The organism is Pseudomonas sp. NyZ201 (genome assembly GCF_049860765.1).
In the GTDB taxonomy this organism is placed as follows: domain Bacteria; phylum Pseudomonadota; class Gammaproteobacteria; order Pseudomonadales; family Pseudomonadaceae; genus Aquipseudomonas; species Aquipseudomonas bharatica.
In genome coordinates this window covers 6,083,905-6,103,206 of record NZ_CP187557.1, presented here as the reverse complement: position 1 = coordinate 6,103,206, position 19,302 = coordinate 6,083,905, and the positions used below count along the sequence as shown (strand labels likewise).

Sequence of the window (19,302 nt, the reverse complement as noted above, 5' to 3'; positions counted from 1 at the left end):
GGAAGTCGACATGCAGCTCAAAGACGCTCAGTTGTTCCGTCAGCAAGCCTTCATCAACGGTGAGTGGCTGGATGCGGACAGCGGCCAGACCATCAAGGTGACCAACCCGGCCACTGGTGAAGTCATCGGTACCGTGCCGAAAATGGGCGCTGCCGAAACCCGCCGTGCCATCGAAGCCGCCGACAAGGCGCTGCCGGCCTGGCGTGCCCTGACCGCCAAGGAGCGCGCCAGCAAGCTGCGCCGCTGGTTCGAGCTGATGATCGAGAACCAGGACGACCTGGCTCGCCTGATGACCACCGAGCAGGGCAAGCCGCTGGCCGAAGCCAAGGGCGAGATCGCCTACGCGGCCTCTTTCATCGAGTGGTTCGCCGAAGAAGCCAAGCGCGTCTACGGTGACGTCATTCCTGGCCACCAGCCGGACAAGCGCCTGATCGTCATCAAGCAGCCGATCGGCGTCACCGCCGCCATCACCCCGTGGAACTTCCCGGCGGCGATGATCACCCGTAAAGCCGGCCCGGCCTTGGCCGCTGGCTGCACCATGGTGCTCAAGCCCGCTTCGCAGACCCCTTACTCCGCCCTGGCCCTGGTCGAGCTGGCTACCCGTGCCGGCATCCCGGCTGGCGTGCTGAGCGTGATCACCGGCAGCGCCGGCGAAGTCGGCTCGGAACTGACCGGCAACCCGCTGGTGCGCAAGCTGTCCTTCACCGGTTCGACCGAAATCGGCCGCCAGCTGATGGAAGAGTGCGCCAAGGACATCAAGAAGGTTTCCCTGGAGCTGGGCGGTAACGCACCGTTCATCGTGTTCGACGACGCCGACCTGGATAAGGCCGTCGAAGGCGCGATCATCTCCAAGTACCGCAACAACGGCCAGACCTGCGTCTGCGCCAACCGCATCTACGTGCAGGACGGTGTCTACGACGCCTTCGCCGAGAAGCTGAAAGCCGCGGTCGCCAAGCTGAAGATCGGCAACGGTCTGGAAGAAGGCACCACCACCGGCCCGCTGATCGACGGCAAGGCCGTGGCCAAGGTCCAGGAGCACATCGACGACGCCGTCTCCAAGGGCGCCAAGGTGCTGTCCGGTGGCAAGCTGATCGAAGGCAACTTCTTCGAGCCGACCATCCTGGTCGATGTACCGAAGACCGCTGCCGTCGCCAAGGAAGAAACCTTCGGCCCGCTGGCGCCGCTGTTCCGTTTCAAGGACGAGGCCGAAGTCATCGCCATGTCCAACGACACCGAATTCGGCCTGGCATCGTACTTCTACGCCCGTGACATGAGCCGCGTGTTCCGTGTCGCCGAAGCGCTGGAATACGGCATGGTCGGCATCAACACCGGCCTGATCTCCAACGAGGTCGCGCCGTTCGGTGGTATCAAGGCGTCGGGCCTGGGCCGTGAAGGCTCCAAGTACGGCATCGAGGACTACCTGGAAATCAAATACCTGTGCCTCAGCATCTGAGTCGCGGTTAAGGCTTTACCTCTGCCAGCGGGGCGCGAGAGCGACGTCTCGCTGGCCTTTTTTACACAGGAACACCCGGCGGCCGGGCCATTGCAGCAGTCGATCAACGCATGCTGCCTGCAATGACTCCCGGCCACCCTCTTGAACTCGCCGCCCAATCGGCGAATTGAGGACTCTATGAGCAAGACCAACGAATCCCTGATGCAGCGTCGCGTCAACGCCGTTCCACGTGGCGTAGGCCAGATCCACCCGATCTTCGTCGATACCGCGAAGAACGCGACCGTGGTCGACGTTGAAGGCCGCGAACTGATCGACTTCGCCGGCGGCATCGCAGTACTGAACACCGGCCACCTGCACCCGAAAGTGGTCGCAGCGGTCCAGGAACAACTGACCAAGGTCAGCCACACCTGCTTCCAGGTCCTGGCCTACGAGCCTTACGTCGAGCTGTGCGAGAAGATCAACGCGCGCGTGCCAGGCGACTTCGCCAAGAAGACCCTGCTGGTCACCACCGGCTCCGAAGCCGTCGAGAACGCCGTCAAGATCGCCCGTGCCGCCACCGGCCGCGCTGGCGTGATCGCCTTCACCGGCGGCTACCACGGCCGCACCATGATGACCCTGGGCCTGACCGGCAAGGTCGTGCCTTACTCCGCAGGCATGGGCCTGATGCCAGGCGGCATCTTCCGCGCGCTGTTCCCGAACGAGCTGCACGGTGTGAGCGTCGACGAGTCGATCGCCTCCATCGAGCGCATCTTCAAGAACGACGCCGAGCCGCGTGACATCGCTGCCATCATCATCGAGCCGGTACAGGGCGAAGGCGGTTTCCTGCCTGCTCCGAAAGAGCTGATGAAGCGCCTGCGCGCCCTGTGCGACCAGCACGGCATCCTTCTGATCGCCGACGAAGTGCAGACCGGCGCTGGCCGTACCGGCACCTTCTTCGCCATGGAACAGATGGGCGTCGCGCCTGACCTGACCACCTTCGCCAAATCCATCGCTGGCGGCTTCCCGCTGGCTGGTGTGTGCGGCAAGGCCGAGTACATGGATGCCATCGCCCCGGGCGGCCTGGGTGGCACCTACGCCGGTTCGCCGATCGCTTGCGCCGCGGCCCTGGCCGTGATCGAAGTGTTCGAGGAAGAGAAACTGCTGGAGCGCAGCCAGGCTGTTGGCGAGCGTCTGGTTACCGGCCTGAAGGCTATCCAGGCCAAGCACCCGATCATCGGTGACGTGCGTGCCCTGGGCTCGATGATCGCCATCGAAGTCTTCGAAAAAGGCACCCACACCCCGAACGCCGCTGCCGTCAACGCAGTGGTCGCCAAGGCGCGTGACAAGGGCCTGATCCTGCTGTCCTGCGGCACCTACGGCAACGTCCTGCGGATCCTGGTTCCGCTGACCGCCGAAGACGCGCTGCTGGACAAAGGCCTGGCGATCATCGAAGAGTGCTTCGCCGAACTTGCCTGATTTGTGATGCGCTAGAGAAAAAACCCGCTTCGGCGGGTTTTTTTCGCCTGCGTGATGAACTTTGAACGCTAAGGTTTCTAAGGATTACAGGAGATGTCCTGGAAGGTACGCTGGAACGCGTGATGGCCGTAAGGAGATTCCAATGACTGCTGTAGACCCCGCCACCTCGCCCAAGGTGATGATCGCCGAGGGAGACCCATGGGTGCGGGACATGCTGACCCAGATGCTGCTCAGTGTGCGCTGTGACGCCGAAGTGAAGGTCTGCGCCAATGGCAACGAAGCGCTGGAAGGCCTCTCGGGCAAGCCCGACCTGATTATCGCCGCCCGCGAACTGCCCGGCCTGGACGGCCTGGAACTGCTGCGCAAGGTGCGCTCGCGGCCGCGCACGCCGGCGTTGCCGTTCATCATCATCAGCAGCCGCAGCGACGTGACCAGTGTGCGCGAGGCACTGCCGCTGGCGCCGACCGCCTACCTGACCAAGCCGCTCAACCTCGATGCGCTGCGCCAGCGTCTTGAAGAACAGCTGCTCAAGGGCAGCGGGCCGATTGCCTGCGAAGTGCCGCCGTTGCGCGCCGGGGTGACGCTGTCGCGCTTCATCGAGGAGCACCGCGCGGTGGCCGACGGCGGGCCGCTGTTCGCCGATGTGCAGCAGGCGATCAAGCGCGCGTTGAATCCGCAGGGCCTGGACCTGCGATTGCTGGAAGAGGAAGTGCGCAGCGACCCGCAGATCACCGCCGTGCTGATCGCCGCGGCCAACAGTGCAGCCTTGCATCGCGAAGGCGGGGTGCAGACGCTGCTGCAGGCGCTGAACAAGCTCGGCACCACCCAAAGCATGAACCTGATCCTCGGCCTGACCCTCAAGCGCAGTGCCAGGCTCAGCGACCCGCTGCTGGGGCGTTACGCCGAGCAGTACTGGCAGCTTTCGTTACGCACCGCGGAATACGGGCGCAAGCTGGCGCAAATGCTCGAACTGGATTACGAGCGCTGCTATTGCGCTGGGTTGCTGCATTGCCTGGGTGACCTGGCGCTGCTGCGCTGCCTTCAGGAATGGCGGCTGGCCGGTGGCGAGTTGGACGAGAACGAGGTCGAGGTGGCGCTGAACCAGGCGGGTGCTGCTTATGGCTCGGCCCTGCGCACGCGCTGGCGCCTGCCGCTGGAGCTGCGTGAGCTGATCGCGGCGGTTTATCAACTGGGCGGCGGGGTGTATTCCCGGGAGGACCTGGTAATGAACCTGGCCGGGCAGATGGCGCGGCTGGCGACGGAGGACGGATTGGAGGAGCTGGCGGCCGGGAAGACCGCGCGGTTGCTCAAGGTAGGACGGGCGGAGCTGGCGCGGTTGCGCAAGGAATAGACGGTTTGTGCCAGCCTTGAGGGCCAATCGCCGGCAACGCCGGCTCCCACAAGGTGGTGGTGGACTCAATACCTGTAGGGGCCGGCGTTGCCGGCGATGAGGCCCTGACAGGCAAGCTCGGCTTCAGCCCAGGACGATCTGGTTCTTCCCCTGTCGCTTCGCCTGGTACATCGCCGCGTCCGCCCGGGCGAACAGGTCATCCAGGTCGCTGTCTTCGCCATTGAGCCCGGTCAGCCCCTGGCTCACCGTGATCCCGTAGGTCTGCCCTTCATGGCTGAAGCTCAGGCGCTGGATCTCCCGCTGCAGGCGCTGGGCCACCTGCATCGCCATTTCCGGCGGACATCCCGGGAACACCGCTGCGAACTCCTCGCCACCGATGCGTCCGAACAGGTCCCCGCGCCTGAGCGCGGCCTTGCCGCTGTCGGCGATGCGTTGCAATACCTGGTCACCTTCCGGATGGCCGTAGGTGTCGTTGACCTGCTTGAAGTCATCGATATCCAGCAACAGGAAGGACAACGGCGTCCCTTCGACCCGTGCGCGCTCGAAGGCTTGCCCGGCGCATTCGAAGAAGTGCCGGCGGTTGCTGCTCTGGGTCAGCACGTCGGTGGTCGCCAGGCGCTGCAGCTCGCCTTCGAGCTGTTTCTTCTCGGTGATGTCCTCGGCCATGCCGACCACGATCACCCGTTGGCCTTCGCTTTGCTGGTTGATGAAGCATTTGTCGCTGAGCCAGCGCACCTGGCCGTCGGCGGCGATGATGCGGTATTCGCGATCCTCCACGGCGCCCTTGACCAGCACGTCGGCCAGGGTGCGCTCGGCATGGTCGAGGTCGTCAGGGTAGATCGCGTCGCGCCATTGGTTGTAGTCGGCCAGCAACAGGCTGGCGGAACGTCCGAAGATACGCTCGTAGGCCGGGCTGACATACAGCACCTGGCGGGTTTCCCAATCGAAGGCCCAGAGCACGGCGTTGACGCTGTCCAGCAGCGAGTTGAACAGCTGCTCGCGCTCGCTCAGGCGGGCAACCTCGCCTTGTGCATGCATCAGGGCCAGCAATGTCTGGGCAGCCTCGGGAGGCGGGTTGAACGGCGGGGTGTTCTCGACCATGTTCGCAGTACTTCTAGTAAGGCGCTGGGGGCAGCCACGGCCCGGCCCGCCAGGCGGGCGACATATCTGGTAAGAACTTGATTCGGGAGGGAAGTTCCGGTCGCAGCACCCCGTATAGGGGCGCTGCGATGGACGGGGCTGTCAGGCCAGGGCAGGGCGCAGCGAGTAGGTTTTCAGTTGCGCGGCGAACTCGCGCAGCGAGTGGATACCGCTGGCTTCGGCCTCGTGCACCCAGTCCTTCATCGCCGCGAGCATATCGTGGCCGTTGGCGCTGGTGCGGGCCCAGATCTGCTGCAGGGCCAGGCGCTTCTCGTAGATCACCTTGAGTGCATGGCTGTGTTCGAGCAGGGTCTGGATGCGCTGGTGATGGCGGTCTTCCAGCAGGCTGGTTTCCCGCGACAGCAGGCGCTTGGCGCGGCGGAACTGGTGGCGCACCGAGTCGTCCACCCTGGCCAGCTCCTGCTTGACCAGCGGGCCGATCACCAGCTTGCGGTACTGGGCCATGATCTGGAAGCGGTTGTTGAGAATCGCCATGGCGGTGTCCATGTCCAGATGGCCCTTGCCTTCGACCCGGTGGGCGATCGGTGCGACCCGCTGCACCTTGGCCAGGCGCAGCCAGGTGAACAGCTTGATCCAGGCCCAGCCCATGTCGAACTCCCAGCGCCGCACCGACAGCTTCGCCGAGTTGGGGTAGGTGTGGTGATTGTTGTGCAGTTCCTCACCGCCGATCACGATGCCCCAGGGCACCAGGTTGGTAGCGGCGTCGCGGCACTCGAAGTTGCGATAGCCCACCGCGTGGCCCAGGCCGTTGATCACGCCGGCGGCCCAGAATGGAATCCACATCATCTGCACGGCCCAGATGGTGATGCCGATGGTGCCGAACAGCAGCAGGTCGATCACTGCCATCAGGGCGATACCGCCGAGCTTGTAGCGCGAATAGAGATTGCGCTCGATCCAGTCCTCGGGGCAGTTCTTGCCATAGATACGCAGGGTGTCCGGGTTCTGCGCCTCGGCGCGGTACAGCTCGGCGCCCTTGCGCAGCACGGTGGACAGGCCCTTGATCACGGGGCTGTGCGGATCGTCCTCGGTTTCGCATTTGGCGTGGTGCTTGCGGTGGATGGCGGTCCACTCGCGGGTGTTCTGCGCCGTGGTCAGCCACAGCCAGAAGCGGAAGAAGTGCTTGAGCCCGGCGTTCAGCTCCAGCGAGCGATGCGCCGAATAGCGGTGCAGGTAGATCGTGACCGCAACGATGGTCACGTGGGTCATCAGCAGGGTGACCGCCAGCAGTTGCCAGGCCGACAGGTCGAGTAAACCGTAATACCACATAGGTGGGAGTGCCCTCTTAGAGCGGTTGAACAGCGATGGACATTATTACCACCATGTCAAATAAAACCAGTCGGCCTTTTAGATAGGAGGTCAACCGGGAAAACTATCCCTATAATGCCCCATCTTTTGATGTGGGCATCTGGGACGCTATGTCTGTTTCCGCACGAGAAGCCTTGCGCATGGCCGCGCTGTACCTGGTGCTGTCGCTACTGTGGCTGGTTGTTTCTGATCAAATATTAAGCAGTGTTTTCGATGATCCGTCTGAAAAGGCCGCCTGGCAGCTGGTCAATGCCTATGTGTGGGCGGGCTGCAGCGCCTTTCTCATCTTCGTTTCCCGGGTACGCCTGCTCAACTTCATCGGTGTCGGCGCGCGCCTCAGGCGCGAGGACCGCGAGCGCCTGCGCATGGCCGCCGCAGTGTTCGACAGCACCCTGGAGGGCGTGCTGGTGAGCAATGGCGACGGGATCATCGTCCACGTCAACCGTGCCTTCATCAACATCACCGGCTACAGCCGTGACGAAGTCATCGGCCAGCGCCCCAACAAGTTCAAGTCCGGACGGCACGACCAGGCGTTCTACCAGGCCATGTACAGCGCCCTGCATGACAAGGGCGAGTGGAGTGGCGAAGTCTGGAACCGGCGCAAGAGCGGCGAAGTGTACCCGCAATGGCAAACCATATGCGCAATTCGCGACGATAGCGGCCGTTTGACACACTATGTTGCAGTTTTCAGCGATATCAGCGCGATCAAGCACACCGAGCGCGAGCTGGCCCACCTGGTCCACCACGACCCGCTGACCAACCTGCCCAACCGCCTGCTGTTCAATGACCGGGCCGAGCAGGCCCTGGCCGCGGCGCAAACCAACAAGCGCGGCTGCGCCTTGCTGCTGCTCGATCTCGATCATTTCCAGAACATCAACGATAGCCTGGGCCATAACATCGGCGACCAGTTGCTCAAGGCCGTGGCCGACCGTCTCAAGCTGGTGATCGACCCCGGCGTGACCCTGGCCCGCCTGGGCGGCGACGAGTTCGCCATCCTCAGCGAGAACTGCGCGCAGGTCGGGCAGGCGGCCGATCTTGCGCAACTCATCGTCAACGTGATGAAGGAACCCTACGAGCTGGAAAACCATCGGCTGTTCAGCACCGTCAGCATTGGCATCAGCCTGTTTCCCGGCGACGCTCAGAGTGCCGAGCAACTGCTGCGCAACGCCGATGCGGCGCTGTTCAAGGCCAAGAGCAATGGCCGTTCCGGTTATGCCTTGTACACCGAGGAGCTCACCGCCCACGCCCAGCAGCGGGTGGAAACCGCCAGCGAGCTGCGCCGGGCCCTGGAACAGGGCGAGTTGCAGGTGTACTACCAGCCGGTGCACGACCTGTTCAGCGGCAGGATGATCGGCCTGGAGGCTCTGGTGCGCTGGCAGCACCCGCAACGCGGGATGGTCTCGCCGGGTGAGTTCATTCCCATCGCCGAGCGCACCGGGCTGATCGCCGACATCGACATGTGGGTCATGCGCCAGGCCTGCCAGCAGATGGTGCGCTGGCTGGGCGAGGGCAGGGTGCTCGACTTCGTCGCCTGCAATGTCTCCAGCCGCTTGTTCGCCCATCGCGAGATGTACCAGCAGGTCGCCCAGGTGCTGGACGACACCGGCCTGGAACCGGCGCGCCTGGAAATCGAAGTGACCGAAAGCGCGGTGATGGATGACCACGAAGTGGCGCTGGAGCAACTCCATCGCCTGCGCGACCTGGGCCTGCGCCTGGCCATCGACGACTTCGGTACCGGCTATTCCTCGCTGTTGCGGCTCAAGCGCCTGCCGGTGCAGAAACTGAAGATCGACCAGGGCTTCGTCGCCGGGCTGCCCGGGGATGACGATGACGTGGCGATCGTCCGGGTGATCATCGCCCTGGCCCGGAGCATGGGCATGGCGATCCATGCCGAGGGCATCGAACAGTCGGAACAGGCGCGTTTCCTGCTGGAGCACCAGTGCGACATGGGGCAGGGATACTGGTATGGACGACCGGTGCCGGCTCGGGATCTTCGCTGGTAGTCAGGGCCCTATCGGTGGCAAGCCAGCTCCCACAGAGTCTTGTGCGACGCGGACCCTGTGGGAGTTGGCTTGCCAGCGATGGGGCCCGAAAGAGCTCCAGATAATTCAGTTATATAAAAATTCTTAAATAGTATTTTTAAGAATATTCAGCGCCTCATAAGATTGCTCCCACACCAGGCGCAGTCACGTTCCTACATGCTGCTCCCGGGCCACCTCATTTTCAGGAGCACGAGCATGAGCGCATCTCTGCGTAGCGTTGACGGTCAGGACGAAGCCACCATCCTGCGAGAAATCCAGAGCGCCCTGCGCGACCTGCGTTTCGGCGCGGTAGAGATCACCGTGCACAACGCGCAAGTCGTACAGATCGAACGCAAGGAAAAATTCCGCCTGCAAAACTCGGGCAACAAGCCGAGCTGAAGCTCGCGCGCCCTGGTCTACCTAATTAGAAAAAAGCCAATCGGGAGCTTCACCATGTCTATCCGCCGTTATGCCCTGGCCGCGCTGGCCAGTGCTGTTTTTGCCGGTTCCGCCATCGCCAAGGACTACGAACTGCTGAACGTGTCCTACGACCCGACCCGTGAGCTGTACCAGCAGTACAACGCCGAGTTCATCAAGCATTGGCAACAGGCCAACCCAGGCGACAAGGTGAAGATCCAGCAATCCCACGGCGGCTCGGGCAAACAGGCCCGTGCGGTGATCGACGGCCTGCGCGCCGACGTGGTGACCCTGGCCCTGGCCGGCGACATCGATGAAGTGGCCAAGCTTGGCAAGACCCTGCCTGAAAACTGGCAGACCCGCCTGCCGGATGCCAGCACGCCGTACACCTCGACCATCGTGTTCCTGGTGCGCAAGGGCAACCCGAAAGGCATCAAGGACTGGGGCGACCTGATCAAGAAGGACGTCTCGGTCATCACCCCGAACCCGAAAACCTCCGGCGGCGCCCGCTGGAACTTCCTCGCCGCCTGGGCCTACGGCCTGAAGGCCGGCGGCAGCGAAGCCAAGGCCCAGGAATACGTGAAGGAGCTGTTCAAGCACGTTCCGGTCCTGGACACCGGTGCCCGCGGCTCGACCATCACCTTCGTCAACAACGGCCAGGGCGATGTCCTGCTGGCCTGGGAAAACGAAGCCTTCCTGGCGCTGAAGGAAGACGGCGGCAGCGACAAGTTCGAAATCGTCGTGCCATCGCTGTCGATCCTCGCCGAGCCACCGGTGGCCGTGGTCGACAAGAACGCCGAGAAGAAGGGCAACGAGAAGATCGCCGAGGAGTACCTCAAGTACCTGTACAGCCCGGTTGGCCAGAAGATCGCCGCCGACAACTTCTACCGTCCGCGTGACGAGAAAGTGGCCGCGCAGTACGCCAACCAGTTCCCGAAACTTGACCTGGTGACTATCGACAAAGACTTCGGTGGCTGGAAGACTGCCCAACCCAAGTTCTTCAACGATGGCGGCGTGTTCGACCAGATCTATTCTGCACAGTGACCCTGGGACCGCTTCGCGGTCCATCGCAGGCAAGCCAGCTCCTACAGGGTTCACCACGACCCTGCAGGCGCTGGCTTTCCTGCATGGGCTGCAAGGCAGCCCCCGAATGCGCAGTGTGAAAACCAGCTAGACCAAGGACCTTTATGTCTCGTCGTATATCCCCCGTCATACCCGGCTTCGGGCTGACGCTGGGCTACACCTTGGTGTACCTCAGCCTGATTGTGCTCATACCGCTGGGGGCCATGTTCGTCCACGCCTCCCAACTCACCTGGGAACAGTTCTGGAACATCGTCAGCGCGCCGCGAGTCCTCGCTGCACTGAAGCTGAGTTTCGGTACCGCCCTTTTCGCCGCTATCATCAATGGCGTGATCGGCACCCTGCTGGCCTGGGTACTGGTGCGCTACACCTTCCCGGGGCGCAAGATCATCGAGGCGATGATCGACCTGCCGTTCGCCCTGCCCACCGCCGTTGCCGGTATCGCCCTGACCGCCCTGTACGCCCCGTCGGGCTGGGTCGGGCAGTTCGCCACCGACCTTGGCTTCAAGATCGCCTACACCCCGCTGGGCATCACCCTGGCACTGACCTTCGTCACCCTGCCGTTCGTGGTGCGCACGGTGCAGCCGGTGCTGGCGGATATTCCCCGTGAAGTCGAGGAAGCCGCCGCCTGCCTGGGTGCCAAGCCGCTGCAGGTGTTCCGCCATGTGCTGGCTCCGGCGCTGCTGCCGGCCTGGCTCACCGGCTTCGCCCTGGCCTTCGCCCGTGGTGTCGGCGAGTACGGTTCGGTGATCTTCATCGCCGGCAACATGCCGATGAAGACCGAGATCCTGCCGCTGCTGATCATGGTCAAGCTCGACCAGTACGACTACACCGGCGCGACCTCCATCGGCGTGCTGATGCTGGTGGTTTCCTTCATCCTGCTGCTGCTGATCAACCTGCTGCAGCGGCGTATCGAAACCCCTTGAAGGAGGCCTGAGCATGTCTGCATCCGCAATTGGCGCGGCCGCTTCGGCCAACGCCGCCCGCCGTGGCAGCGCTACCGCCCGGCGCATCCTGATCGGCCTTGGCTGGCTGATCTTCGCCCTGTTCCTGCTGCTGCCGCTGGTGATCGTGGTGTCCCAAGGCCTGAAGATGGGCGTGGGTACCTTCTTCGAAGCCATCTTCGAAGCCGATGCCCTGTCCGCCCTCAAGCTGACCTTGATCGCCGTGGCCGTCTCGGTGCCGCTGAACCTGGTGTTCGGTGTCAGCGCGGCCTGGTGCGTGAGCAAGTACAACTTCCGTGGCAAGAGCATCCTGGTCACCCTGATCGACCTGCCGTTCTCGGTCTCGCCGGTGATCGCCGGCCTGGTCTACGTGCTGATGTTCGGTGCCCAGGGCCTGTTCGGCCCCTGGCTGCAGGACCACGATATCCAGATCGTCTTCGCCCTGCCGGGCATCGTGCTGGCGACCATTTTCGTCACCGTGCCCTTCGTTGCCCGTGAACTGATCCCGCTGATGCAGGAGCAGGGCACCCAGGAAGAGGAGGCCGCGCGCCTGCTCGGCGCCAACGGCTGGCAGATGTTCTGGCACGTGACCCTGCCGAACATCAAATGGGGCCTGATCTATGGCGTGGTGCTATGTACTGCGCGGGCGATGGGCGAGTTCGGCGCGGTGTCGGTGGTCTCCGGCCACATCCGTGGCGTGACCAACACCCTGCCACTGCATGTCGAGATCCTCTACAACGAATACAACCACGTCGCGGCGTTCAGCGTAGCCAGCCTGCTGCTGATCCTGGCGCTCTTCATCCTGCTGCTCAAGCAGTGGAGCGAGAACCGCATTAACCGTCTGCGCCAAAGTGCGGCGGAGGAATAATTCATGTCGATCGAAGTTCGTAACGTCAGCAAGCGCTTCAACAGCTTCCAGGCCCTGGACAACATCAACCTGGATATCAACAGCGGCGAGCTGGTGGCCCTGCTGGGCCCGTCCGGCTGCGGCAAGACCACCCTGCTGCGCATCATCGCCGGCCTGGAAACCCCGGATAACGGCAACATCGTGTTCCACGGCGAAGACGTGTCCGGCCACGACGTGCGTGATCGCAACGTAGGATTCGTGTTCCAGCACTACGCGCTGTTCCGCCATATGAGCGTGTTCGACAACGTCGCCTTCGGCCTGCGCATGAAGCCCAAGGGCGAGCGTCCGAGCGAAAGCAGGATCGCCGAGAAGGTCCATGAGCTGCTGAACATGGTGCAACTGGACTGGCTGTCGGATCGTTATCCGGAGCAGTTGTCCGGTGGCCAGCGCCAGCGTATCGCCCTGGCCCGCGCCCTGGCGGTGGAGCCCAAGGTGCTGCTGCTGGACGAGCCGTTCGGCGCCCTGGATGCCAAGGTTCGCAAGGAGCTGCGCCGCTGGCTGGCGCGGTTGCACGAAGACATCAACCTGACCTCCGTGTTCGTCACCCACGACCAGGAGGAAGCCATGGAAGTGGCCGACCGCATCGTGGTGATGAACAAAGGCGTGATCGAGCAGATCGGCTCGCCGGGAGACGTCTACGAAAATCCTTCGAGTGATTTCGTCTACCACTTCCTCGGCGATTCCAACCGCCTGCACCTGAGCGAGAACCAGCACGTGCTGTTCCGCCCGCATGAAGTGTCGCTGTCGCGGCATGAAGTGGAAGGCCATCACGTTGCCGAGGTGCGGGATATCCGGCCGCTGGGCGCGACCACCCGGGTGACCCTGAAGGTGGAAGGGCAAAGCGAGCTGATCGAGGCCGAGGTGGTCAAGGATCACGACAGCCTGGCCGGCCTGGCACGTGGCGAGACCTTGTTCTTCAAGCCGAAGGTCTGGCAGAAGGTCGAGAATATCTGAGGCCTTGAGGGCCTCATCGCGGGTGAACCCGCTCCCACAGGTTACGGAGCCTTTGTGGGAGCGGGTTCACCCGCGATAGGGCCCTTGAGCCCACTCAAAATCCATCGAACTGCCCAGCTCCATCCCCTCTCCCGATACCCTCCTGCACCCGTTGACCACGCCCACCCGTGGCGATCGACGCGCTGCGCCCGCGCTTTGATGCGGATTTCCCATGCCTTTGGGGAATATTTTCAATGCAGCAAAGGCATGGCGATTTGCCCGCTTCGCTGCAGCCCTTGATCTACAAGGCTTTCAGGCCTGTGGATAAATTTAATATATCTGAAAATTCTATCCATAACTTTAAAGATTACTTTCAGAGATAAGCGTCTGGCGCGGATCATTCGGCCAAACGAAGGCGAAATCCAACAGCGCCTTCGAAGCATGCACCGAACCCCCAGGAGTTGATCAATGGGTAATGTCCAGACCGCCGCCAGTGCCGCTGATGTGCTGTGGCGCCCGACGCCGGGCGAACTGGTCGACCTCGGCCGGCCGCACCGTTCGCCGCTTGGGCAACAGCGTTTGCAGCGTACGCCGCGCAGTGCTCTGAACCGTCGCGAGAAAGTCCTGCTGGGAGTGTTCGCCCTGGTCCTGCATGGCGCTGCCGCGTACTGGGTCAGCCAGGCGCCGACGCCGGTGTTGCCGGTAGTGCCGCCGGAAATTCCACCGATGACCATCGAATTCTCCCAGCCGGCGCCGCCGGTGGTAGAGCCGCCACCACCGGTGGTCGAGCCGCCGCCGCCGGTGGTGGAACCACCGCCACCGGTCGAGGACGAGCTGGCCGTGAAGCCGCCACCGCCCAAGCCGGTGCCCAAGCCCAAACCCAAGCCGGTACCGAAGCCGACGCCCAAGCCCGCACCGAAACCGGTGGAGCAGCCGCCAGCGCCGACCCCGCCGACGCCAGCCCCACCCGCGCCGCCGGCTCCGCCAGCGCCCGCCCCGGTGACCCCGGCTTCGGCCAACGCGGCGTACCTGAAGAACCCGGCGCCGGAATACCCGTCGCTGGCCCAGCGTCGCGGCTGGGAAGGCACGGTGCTGTTGCGGGTCAAGGTGCTCGCCACCGGCAAGCCCGGCGAGATCCAGATCCAGAAGAGCAGTGGTCGCCAGCAACTCGATGACGCCGCGCTGGCCGCGGTGAAGCGTTGGAGTTTCGTACCGGCCAAGCAGGGCGATGTACCCCAGGAAGGCTGGGTGAGCGTGCCCATCGATTTCAAGATTCGCTAACCCAAATTCGCGCAACGACAGAGAGAACACATCATGAGCTTATTGGCCTCCCCCCTTGAATCCATCGAAAGCGCGGTGATCTGGCTGCTGGTCGGCTTCTCCGTGGTCACCTGGGGCCTGGCCCTGGTAAAGACCGTGCAGTTCGTCCGCCTGAAGAACCAGGACAAGCGGTTCCACAAGCAATTCTGGGCCGCTTCCAGTCTCGACTCGGCGGCCGACCTGGCCCACACCCAGCCAGGCTCCGCTGCCCGCGTCGCCCAGGCCGGCTATGCCGCGATCGCCGTTGGCGAGCCTGGCCAGGCCACCGACCTGAGCCACTCGATCAATCACCAGGACCGTCTCGAACGCGCCCTGCGCCAGCAGATCGTCCGTGAGCGCCGCTCGCTGGAAACCGGCCTCGCCGTCGTCGCCAGTATCGGCAGCACCTCGCCCTTCATCGGCCTGTTCGGTACGGTCTGGGGCATCATGGAAGCGCTCAAGGGCATCAGCGCGGCAGGCTCGGCGAGCCTGGAAACCGTGGCCGGCCCTATCGGTGCGGCGCTGGTCGCCACCGGCGTGGGTATTGCCGTCGCGGTTCCTGCGGTACTGGTTTACAACTACTTCCTGCGCCGCCTGAAACTGACCGCGGCCGACCTCGACGACTTCGCCCACGACTTCTACAGCCTCGCGCAGAAGAGTGCCTTCCGCGTCATTGCCCACCCTACGCTGCTCAAGGCCGGTAACGCCGCGGGCCAGCCTGTGAAAGAGGCGGTGTGACATGGCCTTCTCGACCCAGGACAGCGACGAGGTTCTCAGCGAGATCAACGTAACGCCGCTGGTGGATGTGATGCTGGTGCTGCTGGTGGTGTTCATCGTCACCGCGCCGCTGCTGACCAACGCCATCCCGATCAACCTACCCAAGACCGAGGCCGTGGCCCCGGTGGAGCAAAAGGATCCGTTGGTGGTCAGCATCGACGGGGCAGGGAAGCTGTTCATCAACAAGGATGAAATCCAGCCGGACTTGCTGGAAACCAACCTGCAGGCGGCGAAAGCCAAGGACCCCGAGGTACGGGTGCAACTGCAGGCGGACGATGGAGTGAACTACGGGGAAGTGGCGCGTGCCATGGCCTCGATCGAACGCGCGGGGATTACCAAGCTCTCGGTGATCACCGCCCGCTGAGCAACACGCAACTCAGGCAAACTTGAGACCAGTCCTGTGGCAGGGGCTGGTCTTTTTTTGTTCTTGTTTCAGGCGGGTTCTATCGGCATTACGTGCTCGAGGTAGGAGCTGGCTTGCCTGCGAAGGACCGCACAGCGGTCCCAAAACCATCTGGCACGAACCTCAGCCAAGTGACATGTCAGACTCACAGCGCCTGCCTGACCCCATTCATCCAGATGCTCGGCGCGGCAGGTTTGGGGACCGCTATGCGGTCCATCTCAGGCCAGCTCCTACAGGGGGGGGCCAGACTTAGATTTACAAACACAAAGCCGCCCACCTGCGGCGATTGCCAGGGATAACGTTCCCGTCCTCATGGCCGCTGTATGCCTCTTTGTCCGGTTTCCACTCTGCATGCAACCGCCACCTTCCTTGAAGCCGACACGGACCCCTGTGGGAGCTGCCAGCGATGAGGCCAGCAGGGCCACTGATGGTGTCTGGTCTGACGCCATCGCTGGCAAGCCAGCTCCCACAGAGACCGCGTTCCAGACACCTGCAAACATAAAGTTTATGGAAGATGGGAATCCTAGGACGTAACCTACGAAGTCTGTCGGTCCTGTCTTCCTTGCCCATGGAAACCACTCCTTCTAGTCTTCTGCGGTCGCCGAGCAATTGGTGATTTAGGCGTGGAAACCTAAGCGTTGCGAATGTGAGACCGCTTTTATGGCGGCTGTGCGCGGGAGGCCTTTGGCCTGCCGGGTTTCTCCATTCGCTCGGTTTTCCACCCCGCGTACAGCTGCCACCCCTTCGTGTGGAAACGGCGAGGTGCAGCCCCATAAACCGCAATGGAGTTACTGCAATGAAAAAACTCGTCCCCGACCCACCCCTGTCCCCAACCTGCACCCGCTCCTTCGGCGACTGCGCCTCCACCCACGCCCCACTGTTCTCGGTGAACGCCGGCATCGACCCGCACAGCGCCCTGGTCCACGCCTCGATGTTCCTGCGCTGCGCCTATGAATCCGCCCAGCATTCCCTGGCCCCGGAAGCCAATACCAGCGCCTTCCCCTGGCTGACCATGCACGCCGTGGAAGCCGCGAAGGGCCTGGTCGACGCGCTCCTCGAAGGCCATGAAACCGCTAGCTGGCAACAAACCGGGCGCTGAAATCGGAACGGGACCGCGTAGCGGTCCCTATTGAGTTTTGGTTATTAATAAATAGCTTCTTATTCCTTTACGAATATAACCCCAGCACCAATACTTGCCGTCATGCACGCAAACCGCAGCAGGAGGCAATTCCCCATGCGCAACGAGTCGATCCGTTACCTGATTGTGCCGGGCTGGCAGGGTTCGCCAGACGAGCACTGGCAAAGCCATTGGCACAACACGCTGCCCAATAGCGCCCGTGTCGAGCAGGCCGATTGGGTGACGCCCAAGCGCGGGGATTGGGTTGCGGCGCTGGAAGAGGCGATTGCCGCCGATGAGTCGCCGGTGATCCTGATCGCCCATAGCCTGGGCTGCATCACCGTCGCCCACTGGGCCGCCCAGGCCACCCCGGCATTGCGCCGGCGGGTGCGCGGGGCGCTGCTGGTGGCCCCGGCCGATGTGGAGCGGCCAGCCTGCTCGCCCGCGCTGCGCAATTTCGCGCCGATTCCCATGGCCCAGTTGCCGTTCCCAAGCCAGGTAGTGACGTCCGACAACGACCCGGCCGTGAGCGCGCCGCGTGCCATGCAACTGGCCCGCGCCTGGGGCGCCGAAGCCGGGGTGCTCGGTGGCGCCGGGCATATCAACGTGAAGTCTGGCCATAACCGCTGGGAGCAGGGCTTCGCTTACCTGTACCGCCTGCAGAACCGAATGGAACAGGGCGCCCTGCGCCGCGCCTGATTCACGTACCGCTTTCCTTACTGCCTTTTATCAACGCCCGGGCCAGGAGCCCGGGCGGGAGCTTTGCCATGAAACTCGAAGACACCTTCGGCCAACCGCTGCTGACCTTCCCCGAACTCGACAAGAGCCCGCTGAGCATCCGCGCCAAGGCATTGGTGTTCGTCGATCCGCGCTCGCGCCGGCTGCGCGAAGAACTGGAAATCCTCGCGCCGCTGGCCTTGCCCGTGCTGATCCGTGGCGAGAGCGGTACCGGCAAGGAGCTGCTGGCGCGGCAGATCCACCGCGCCAGCGATCGCGGCGGCCTGTTCGTCTCGGTCAACTGCGGGGCGATCAGCCCGACCTACGCCGACGCCGAACTCTTCGGCTACGCCGCCGGCGCCCACAGCGGCAGCGCCAGCAGTCGCGCCGGCTGGTTCGGCTCGGCCAATGGCGGCACCCTGTACCTCGATGAAATCGCCGACCTGCCGCTGCCGATCCAGGTCAAGCTGCTGGCGGCCCTGGAAAACCACGAGGTCTACCGCGTCGGTGCGCAGCAACCGCATCCGGTGGATGTGCGCCTGGTCGCCGCCTCCAGCATCGACCTGGCCGAGGCGGTCGCGGCCGGGCATTTCCATCCGCGGCTCTACGATTACCTTCATGAGGGCCGGCTGGAGCTGCCGGCCCTGCGCGAACGGGTCGGCGATATCCTGCCGCTGGCCGAATACTTCGTTGGCATCTACAGCCCCAAACTCAACCGCCCGGTGCCGTTGCTCAGCGAGGAAGCCCAGCGCGTGCTGGAGCTGCACGACTGGCCGGGCAATACCCGGGAGCTCGAGAACGTTATCCACTTCGCCCTGCTCCAGGGCAGCGGTGACGAGATCCTGCCGGAACATCTGAACCTGCCGACCCCCCTTCACGCCCTGGCCCAGCGCCTGGACCGTCTTGCCGAACTGGCGGACGAACAGGAACGGCAGGCGCTACGCAAACTGTTGGAACAGACCCTGTTGCGTCTCGCGCAAGTCGCAAGCTAGAGCGTTGCAAGCTGCGCATTGCAAAAAGGTATAAGCAGCTAAGCAAAAGATATTGTTCTGGAATAAAAAATCTCGGTATTGTCCGCCTCACGCCGGGCAACACGGGCCCGGCCAACCAACACTGATCGTCGCCCACGAGGCGCGCAATACCAATAAGGACTGCACATGAAGAAGGCTCTGTTGTTCTCTGCCCTGGCCGCTGCGCTGACGGTCGCCGGGTTTGCCCAGGCAGGCGAGAAACTGGTGGTGGCCGCCACCCCGGTTCCCCATGCCGAGATTCTTGAACTGATCAAGCCGACCCTGGCCAAGGAAGGCGTGGACCTGGAAATCAAGGTCTTCACCGACTACGTGCAGCCCAACGTCCAGGTTGACCAGAAGCGTCTGGACGCCAACTACTTCCAGACCCTGCCGTACCTGAAGAACTTCAACGAAGGCAAGGGCACCCACCTGGAAACCGTGATCGGCGTGCATGTCGAGCCGTTCGGTGGCTACTCGAAGAAAGTGAAGAGCCTGTCCGAGCTGAAGGAAGGCGCCACCGTCGCCATCCCGAACGAGGGCAGCAACAGCGGCCGCGCCCTGTTGCTCCTGCAGAAGGCTGGCCTGATCACCCTGAAGGATCCGAAGAACGCCCTGGCCACCCCGAAAGACATCGCCGAGAACCCGAAGAAGCTGAAATTCCGCGAACTGGAATCGGCCATGCTCCCGCGTGTGCTGGACCAGGTCGACCTGGACATGATCAACACCAACTATGCCCTGGAAGCCGGCCTCAACCCGGCGAAAGACGCGCTGGTGATCGAAGGCAGCGACTCGCCTTACGTCAACTTCCTGGTAGCCCGCCCGGACAACAAGGACAGCGACGCCATCCAGAAACTGGCCAAGGCCCTGACTTCACCCGAGGTTAAGACTTTCATCGAGAAGAAGTACAGCGGTGCGGTACTGCCGGCATTCTGATTCGCCACAGCACTGTCCG

Annotated in this window: 18 protein-coding genes; 16 read left to right on the top strand and 2 right to left on the bottom strand. The window is 63.3% G+C overall.

Going from position 1 to position 19,302, the window contains the following annotated elements; all coding sequences use genetic code 11:
• Window positions 1–10: 10 nt before the first annotated feature.
• From gabD to ACPFMA_RS27450, 3 genes are all read left to right on the top strand, one after another.
• Window positions 11–1,453, top strand: coding sequence for an NADP-dependent succinate-semialdehyde dehydrogenase (gene gabD, locus ACPFMA_RS27460; protein ID WP_009400182.1), 1,443 nt, complete (start codon window positions 11–13; stop codon window positions 1,451–1,453).
• Between the two features lie 177 nt (window positions 1,454–1,630).
• Window positions 1,631–2,908 carry a 4-aminobutyrate--2-oxoglutarate transaminase gene (gene gabT, locus ACPFMA_RS27455; RefSeq protein WP_420059032.1) on the top strand — a complete coding sequence of 426 codons (1,278 nt, stop codon included), beginning with the start codon at window positions 1,631–1,633 and terminating at the stop codon, window positions 2,906–2,908.
• A 142-nt stretch (window positions 2,909–3,050) separates the two neighbouring features.
• A complete protein-coding gene (locus ACPFMA_RS27450) occupies window positions 3,051–4,259 on the top strand; it encodes a response regulator (protein ID WP_064303149.1) in 1,209 nt (402 codons plus the stop codon).
• Between the two features lie 123 nt (window positions 4,260–4,382).
• On the opposite strand, the gene ACPFMA_RS27445 is transcribed toward ACPFMA_RS27450, so the two are convergent.
• Complete coding sequence (locus ACPFMA_RS27445; protein ID WP_009400186.1) at window positions 4,383–5,360, bottom strand: GGDEF domain-containing protein; 978 nt, start codon at window positions 5,358–5,360, stop codon at window positions 4,383–4,385.
• A 141-nt stretch (window positions 5,361–5,501) separates the two neighbouring features.
• Window positions 5,502–6,686, bottom strand: a complete 1,185-nt coding sequence (gene desA, locus ACPFMA_RS27440) for a delta-9 fatty acid desaturase DesA (RefSeq protein ID WP_064303150.1) — start codon at window positions 6,684–6,686, stop codon at window positions 5,502–5,504.
• 149 nt (window positions 6,687–6,835) lie between these two features.
• On the opposite strand from desA, the gene dibA reads away from it, so the two are divergent.
• From dibA to ACPFMA_RS27375, 13 genes are all read left to right on the top strand, one after another.
• On the top strand, window positions 6,836–8,728 hold the full coding sequence (dibA, locus tag ACPFMA_RS27435; protein WP_064303159.1) for a phosphodiesterase DibA: 1,893 nt from the start codon (window positions 6,836–6,838) through the stop codon (window positions 8,726–8,728).
• A 234-nt stretch (window positions 8,729–8,962) separates the two neighbouring features.
• Entirely contained in the window at window positions 8,963–9,145 is a 183-nt protein-coding gene (gene oscA / locus ACPFMA_RS27430) for a sulfur starvation response protein OscA (protein WP_009400195.1), read from the top strand.
• Between the two features lie 54 nt (window positions 9,146–9,199).
• A complete protein-coding gene (locus ACPFMA_RS27425; RefSeq protein ID WP_064303151.1) occupies window positions 9,200–10,207 on the top strand; it encodes a sulfate ABC transporter substrate-binding protein in 1,008 nt (335 codons plus the stop codon).
• Between the two features lie 143 nt (window positions 10,208–10,350).
• On the top strand, window positions 10,351–11,169 hold the full coding sequence (cysT, locus tag ACPFMA_RS27420; protein ID WP_009402770.1) for a sulfate ABC transporter permease subunit CysT: 819 nt from the start codon (window positions 10,351–10,353) through the stop codon (window positions 11,167–11,169).
• Window positions 11,170–11,182: 13 nt separating this feature from the next.
• Window positions 11,183–12,055, top strand: a complete 873-nt coding sequence (gene cysW / locus ACPFMA_RS27415; RefSeq protein ID WP_009402772.1) for a sulfate ABC transporter permease subunit CysW — start codon at window positions 11,183–11,185, stop codon at window positions 12,053–12,055.
• 3 nt (window positions 12,056–12,058) lie between these two features.
• Window positions 12,059–13,048 (top strand): sulfate/molybdate ABC transporter ATP-binding protein, encoded by a 990-nt coding sequence (locus ACPFMA_RS27410; protein WP_279900675.1) that lies wholly within the window; start codon window positions 12,059–12,061, stop codon window positions 13,046–13,048.
• Between the two features lie 447 nt (window positions 13,049–13,495).
• The gene (locus ACPFMA_RS27405; protein WP_420059524.1) at window positions 13,496–14,308 is read left to right on the top strand and encodes an energy transducer TonB; all 813 of its coding nucleotides are present in this window, start codon (window positions 13,496–13,498) and stop codon (window positions 14,306–14,308) included.
• Window positions 14,309–14,341: 33 nt separating this feature from the next.
• Window positions 14,342–15,064, top strand: a complete 723-nt coding sequence (locus ACPFMA_RS27400) for a MotA/TolQ/ExbB proton channel family protein (RefSeq protein ID WP_009402778.1) — start codon at window positions 14,342–14,344, stop codon at window positions 15,062–15,064.
• A gap of 1 nt (window position 15,065) precedes the next feature.
• Entirely contained in the window at window positions 15,066–15,467 is a 402-nt protein-coding gene (locus ACPFMA_RS27395) for an ExbD/TolR family protein (protein WP_009041659.1), read from the top strand.
• Window positions 15,468–16,302: 835 nt separating this feature from the next.
• A complete protein-coding gene (locus ACPFMA_RS27390; RefSeq protein ID WP_425929351.1) occupies window positions 16,303–16,605 on the top strand; it encodes a DUF3077 domain-containing protein in 303 nt (100 codons plus the stop codon).
• A gap of 135 nt (window positions 16,606–16,740) precedes the next feature.
• A complete protein-coding gene (locus ACPFMA_RS27385; RefSeq protein WP_420059529.1) occupies window positions 16,741–17,322 on the top strand; it encodes an alpha/beta hydrolase in 582 nt (193 codons plus the stop codon).
• A gap of 68 nt (window positions 17,323–17,390) precedes the next feature.
• Window positions 17,391–18,332, top strand: a complete 942-nt coding sequence (locus ACPFMA_RS27380) for a sigma 54-interacting transcriptional regulator (protein WP_420059532.1) — start codon at window positions 17,391–17,393, stop codon at window positions 18,330–18,332.
• A gap of 165 nt (window positions 18,333–18,497) precedes the next feature.
• Entirely contained in the window at window positions 18,498–19,283 is a 786-nt protein-coding gene (locus ACPFMA_RS27375; protein ID WP_009394008.1) for a MetQ/NlpA family ABC transporter substrate-binding protein, read from the top strand.
• Window positions 19,284–19,302: the final 19 nt, after the last annotated feature.

Coding starts and splice junctions, on each gene's coding strand:
- gabD (WP_009400182.1), top strand. CDS start 11: ATGCAGCTCAAAGACGCTCAGTTGTTCCGTCAGCAAGCCTTCATCAAC.
- gabT (WP_420059032.1), top strand. CDS start 1,631: ATGAGCAAGACCAACGAATCCCTGATGCAGCGTCGCGTCAACGCCGTT.
- ACPFMA_RS27450 (WP_064303149.1), top strand. CDS start 3,051: ATGACTGCTGTAGACCCCGCCACCTCGCCCAAGGTGATGATCGCCGAG.
- ACPFMA_RS27445 (WP_009400186.1), bottom strand. CDS start 5,360: ATGGTCGAGAACACCCCGCCGTTCAACCCGCCTCCCGAGGCTGCCCAG.
- desA (WP_064303150.1), bottom strand. CDS start 6,686: ATGTGGTATTACGGTTTACTCGACCTGTCGGCCTGGCAACTGCTGGCG.
- dibA (WP_064303159.1), top strand. CDS start 6,836: ATGTCTGTTTCCGCACGAGAAGCCTTGCGCATGGCCGCGCTGTACCTG.
- oscA (WP_009400195.1), top strand. CDS start 8,963: ATGAGCGCATCTCTGCGTAGCGTTGACGGTCAGGACGAAGCCACCATC.
- ACPFMA_RS27425 (WP_064303151.1), top strand. CDS start 9,200: ATGTCTATCCGCCGTTATGCCCTGGCCGCGCTGGCCAGTGCTGTTTTT.
- cysT (WP_009402770.1), top strand. CDS start 10,351: ATGTCTCGTCGTATATCCCCCGTCATACCCGGCTTCGGGCTGACGCTG.
- cysW (WP_009402772.1), top strand. CDS start 11,183: ATGTCTGCATCCGCAATTGGCGCGGCCGCTTCGGCCAACGCCGCCCGC.
- ACPFMA_RS27410 (WP_279900675.1), top strand. CDS start 12,059: ATGTCGATCGAAGTTCGTAACGTCAGCAAGCGCTTCAACAGCTTCCAG.
- ACPFMA_RS27405 (WP_420059524.1), top strand. CDS start 13,496: ATGGGTAATGTCCAGACCGCCGCCAGTGCCGCTGATGTGCTGTGGCGC.
- ACPFMA_RS27400 (WP_009402778.1), top strand. CDS start 14,342: ATGAGCTTATTGGCCTCCCCCCTTGAATCCATCGAAAGCGCGGTGATC.
- ACPFMA_RS27395 (WP_009041659.1), top strand. CDS start 15,066: ATGGCCTTCTCGACCCAGGACAGCGACGAGGTTCTCAGCGAGATCAAC.
- ACPFMA_RS27390 (WP_425929351.1), top strand. CDS start 16,303: ATGAAAAAACTCGTCCCCGACCCACCCCTGTCCCCAACCTGCACCCGC.
- ACPFMA_RS27385 (WP_420059529.1), top strand. CDS start 16,741: ATGCGCAACGAGTCGATCCGTTACCTGATTGTGCCGGGCTGGCAGGGT.
- ACPFMA_RS27380 (WP_420059532.1), top strand. CDS start 17,391: ATGAAACTCGAAGACACCTTCGGCCAACCGCTGCTGACCTTCCCCGAA.
- ACPFMA_RS27375 (WP_009394008.1), top strand. CDS start 18,498: ATGAAGAAGGCTCTGTTGTTCTCTGCCCTGGCCGCTGCGCTGACGGTC.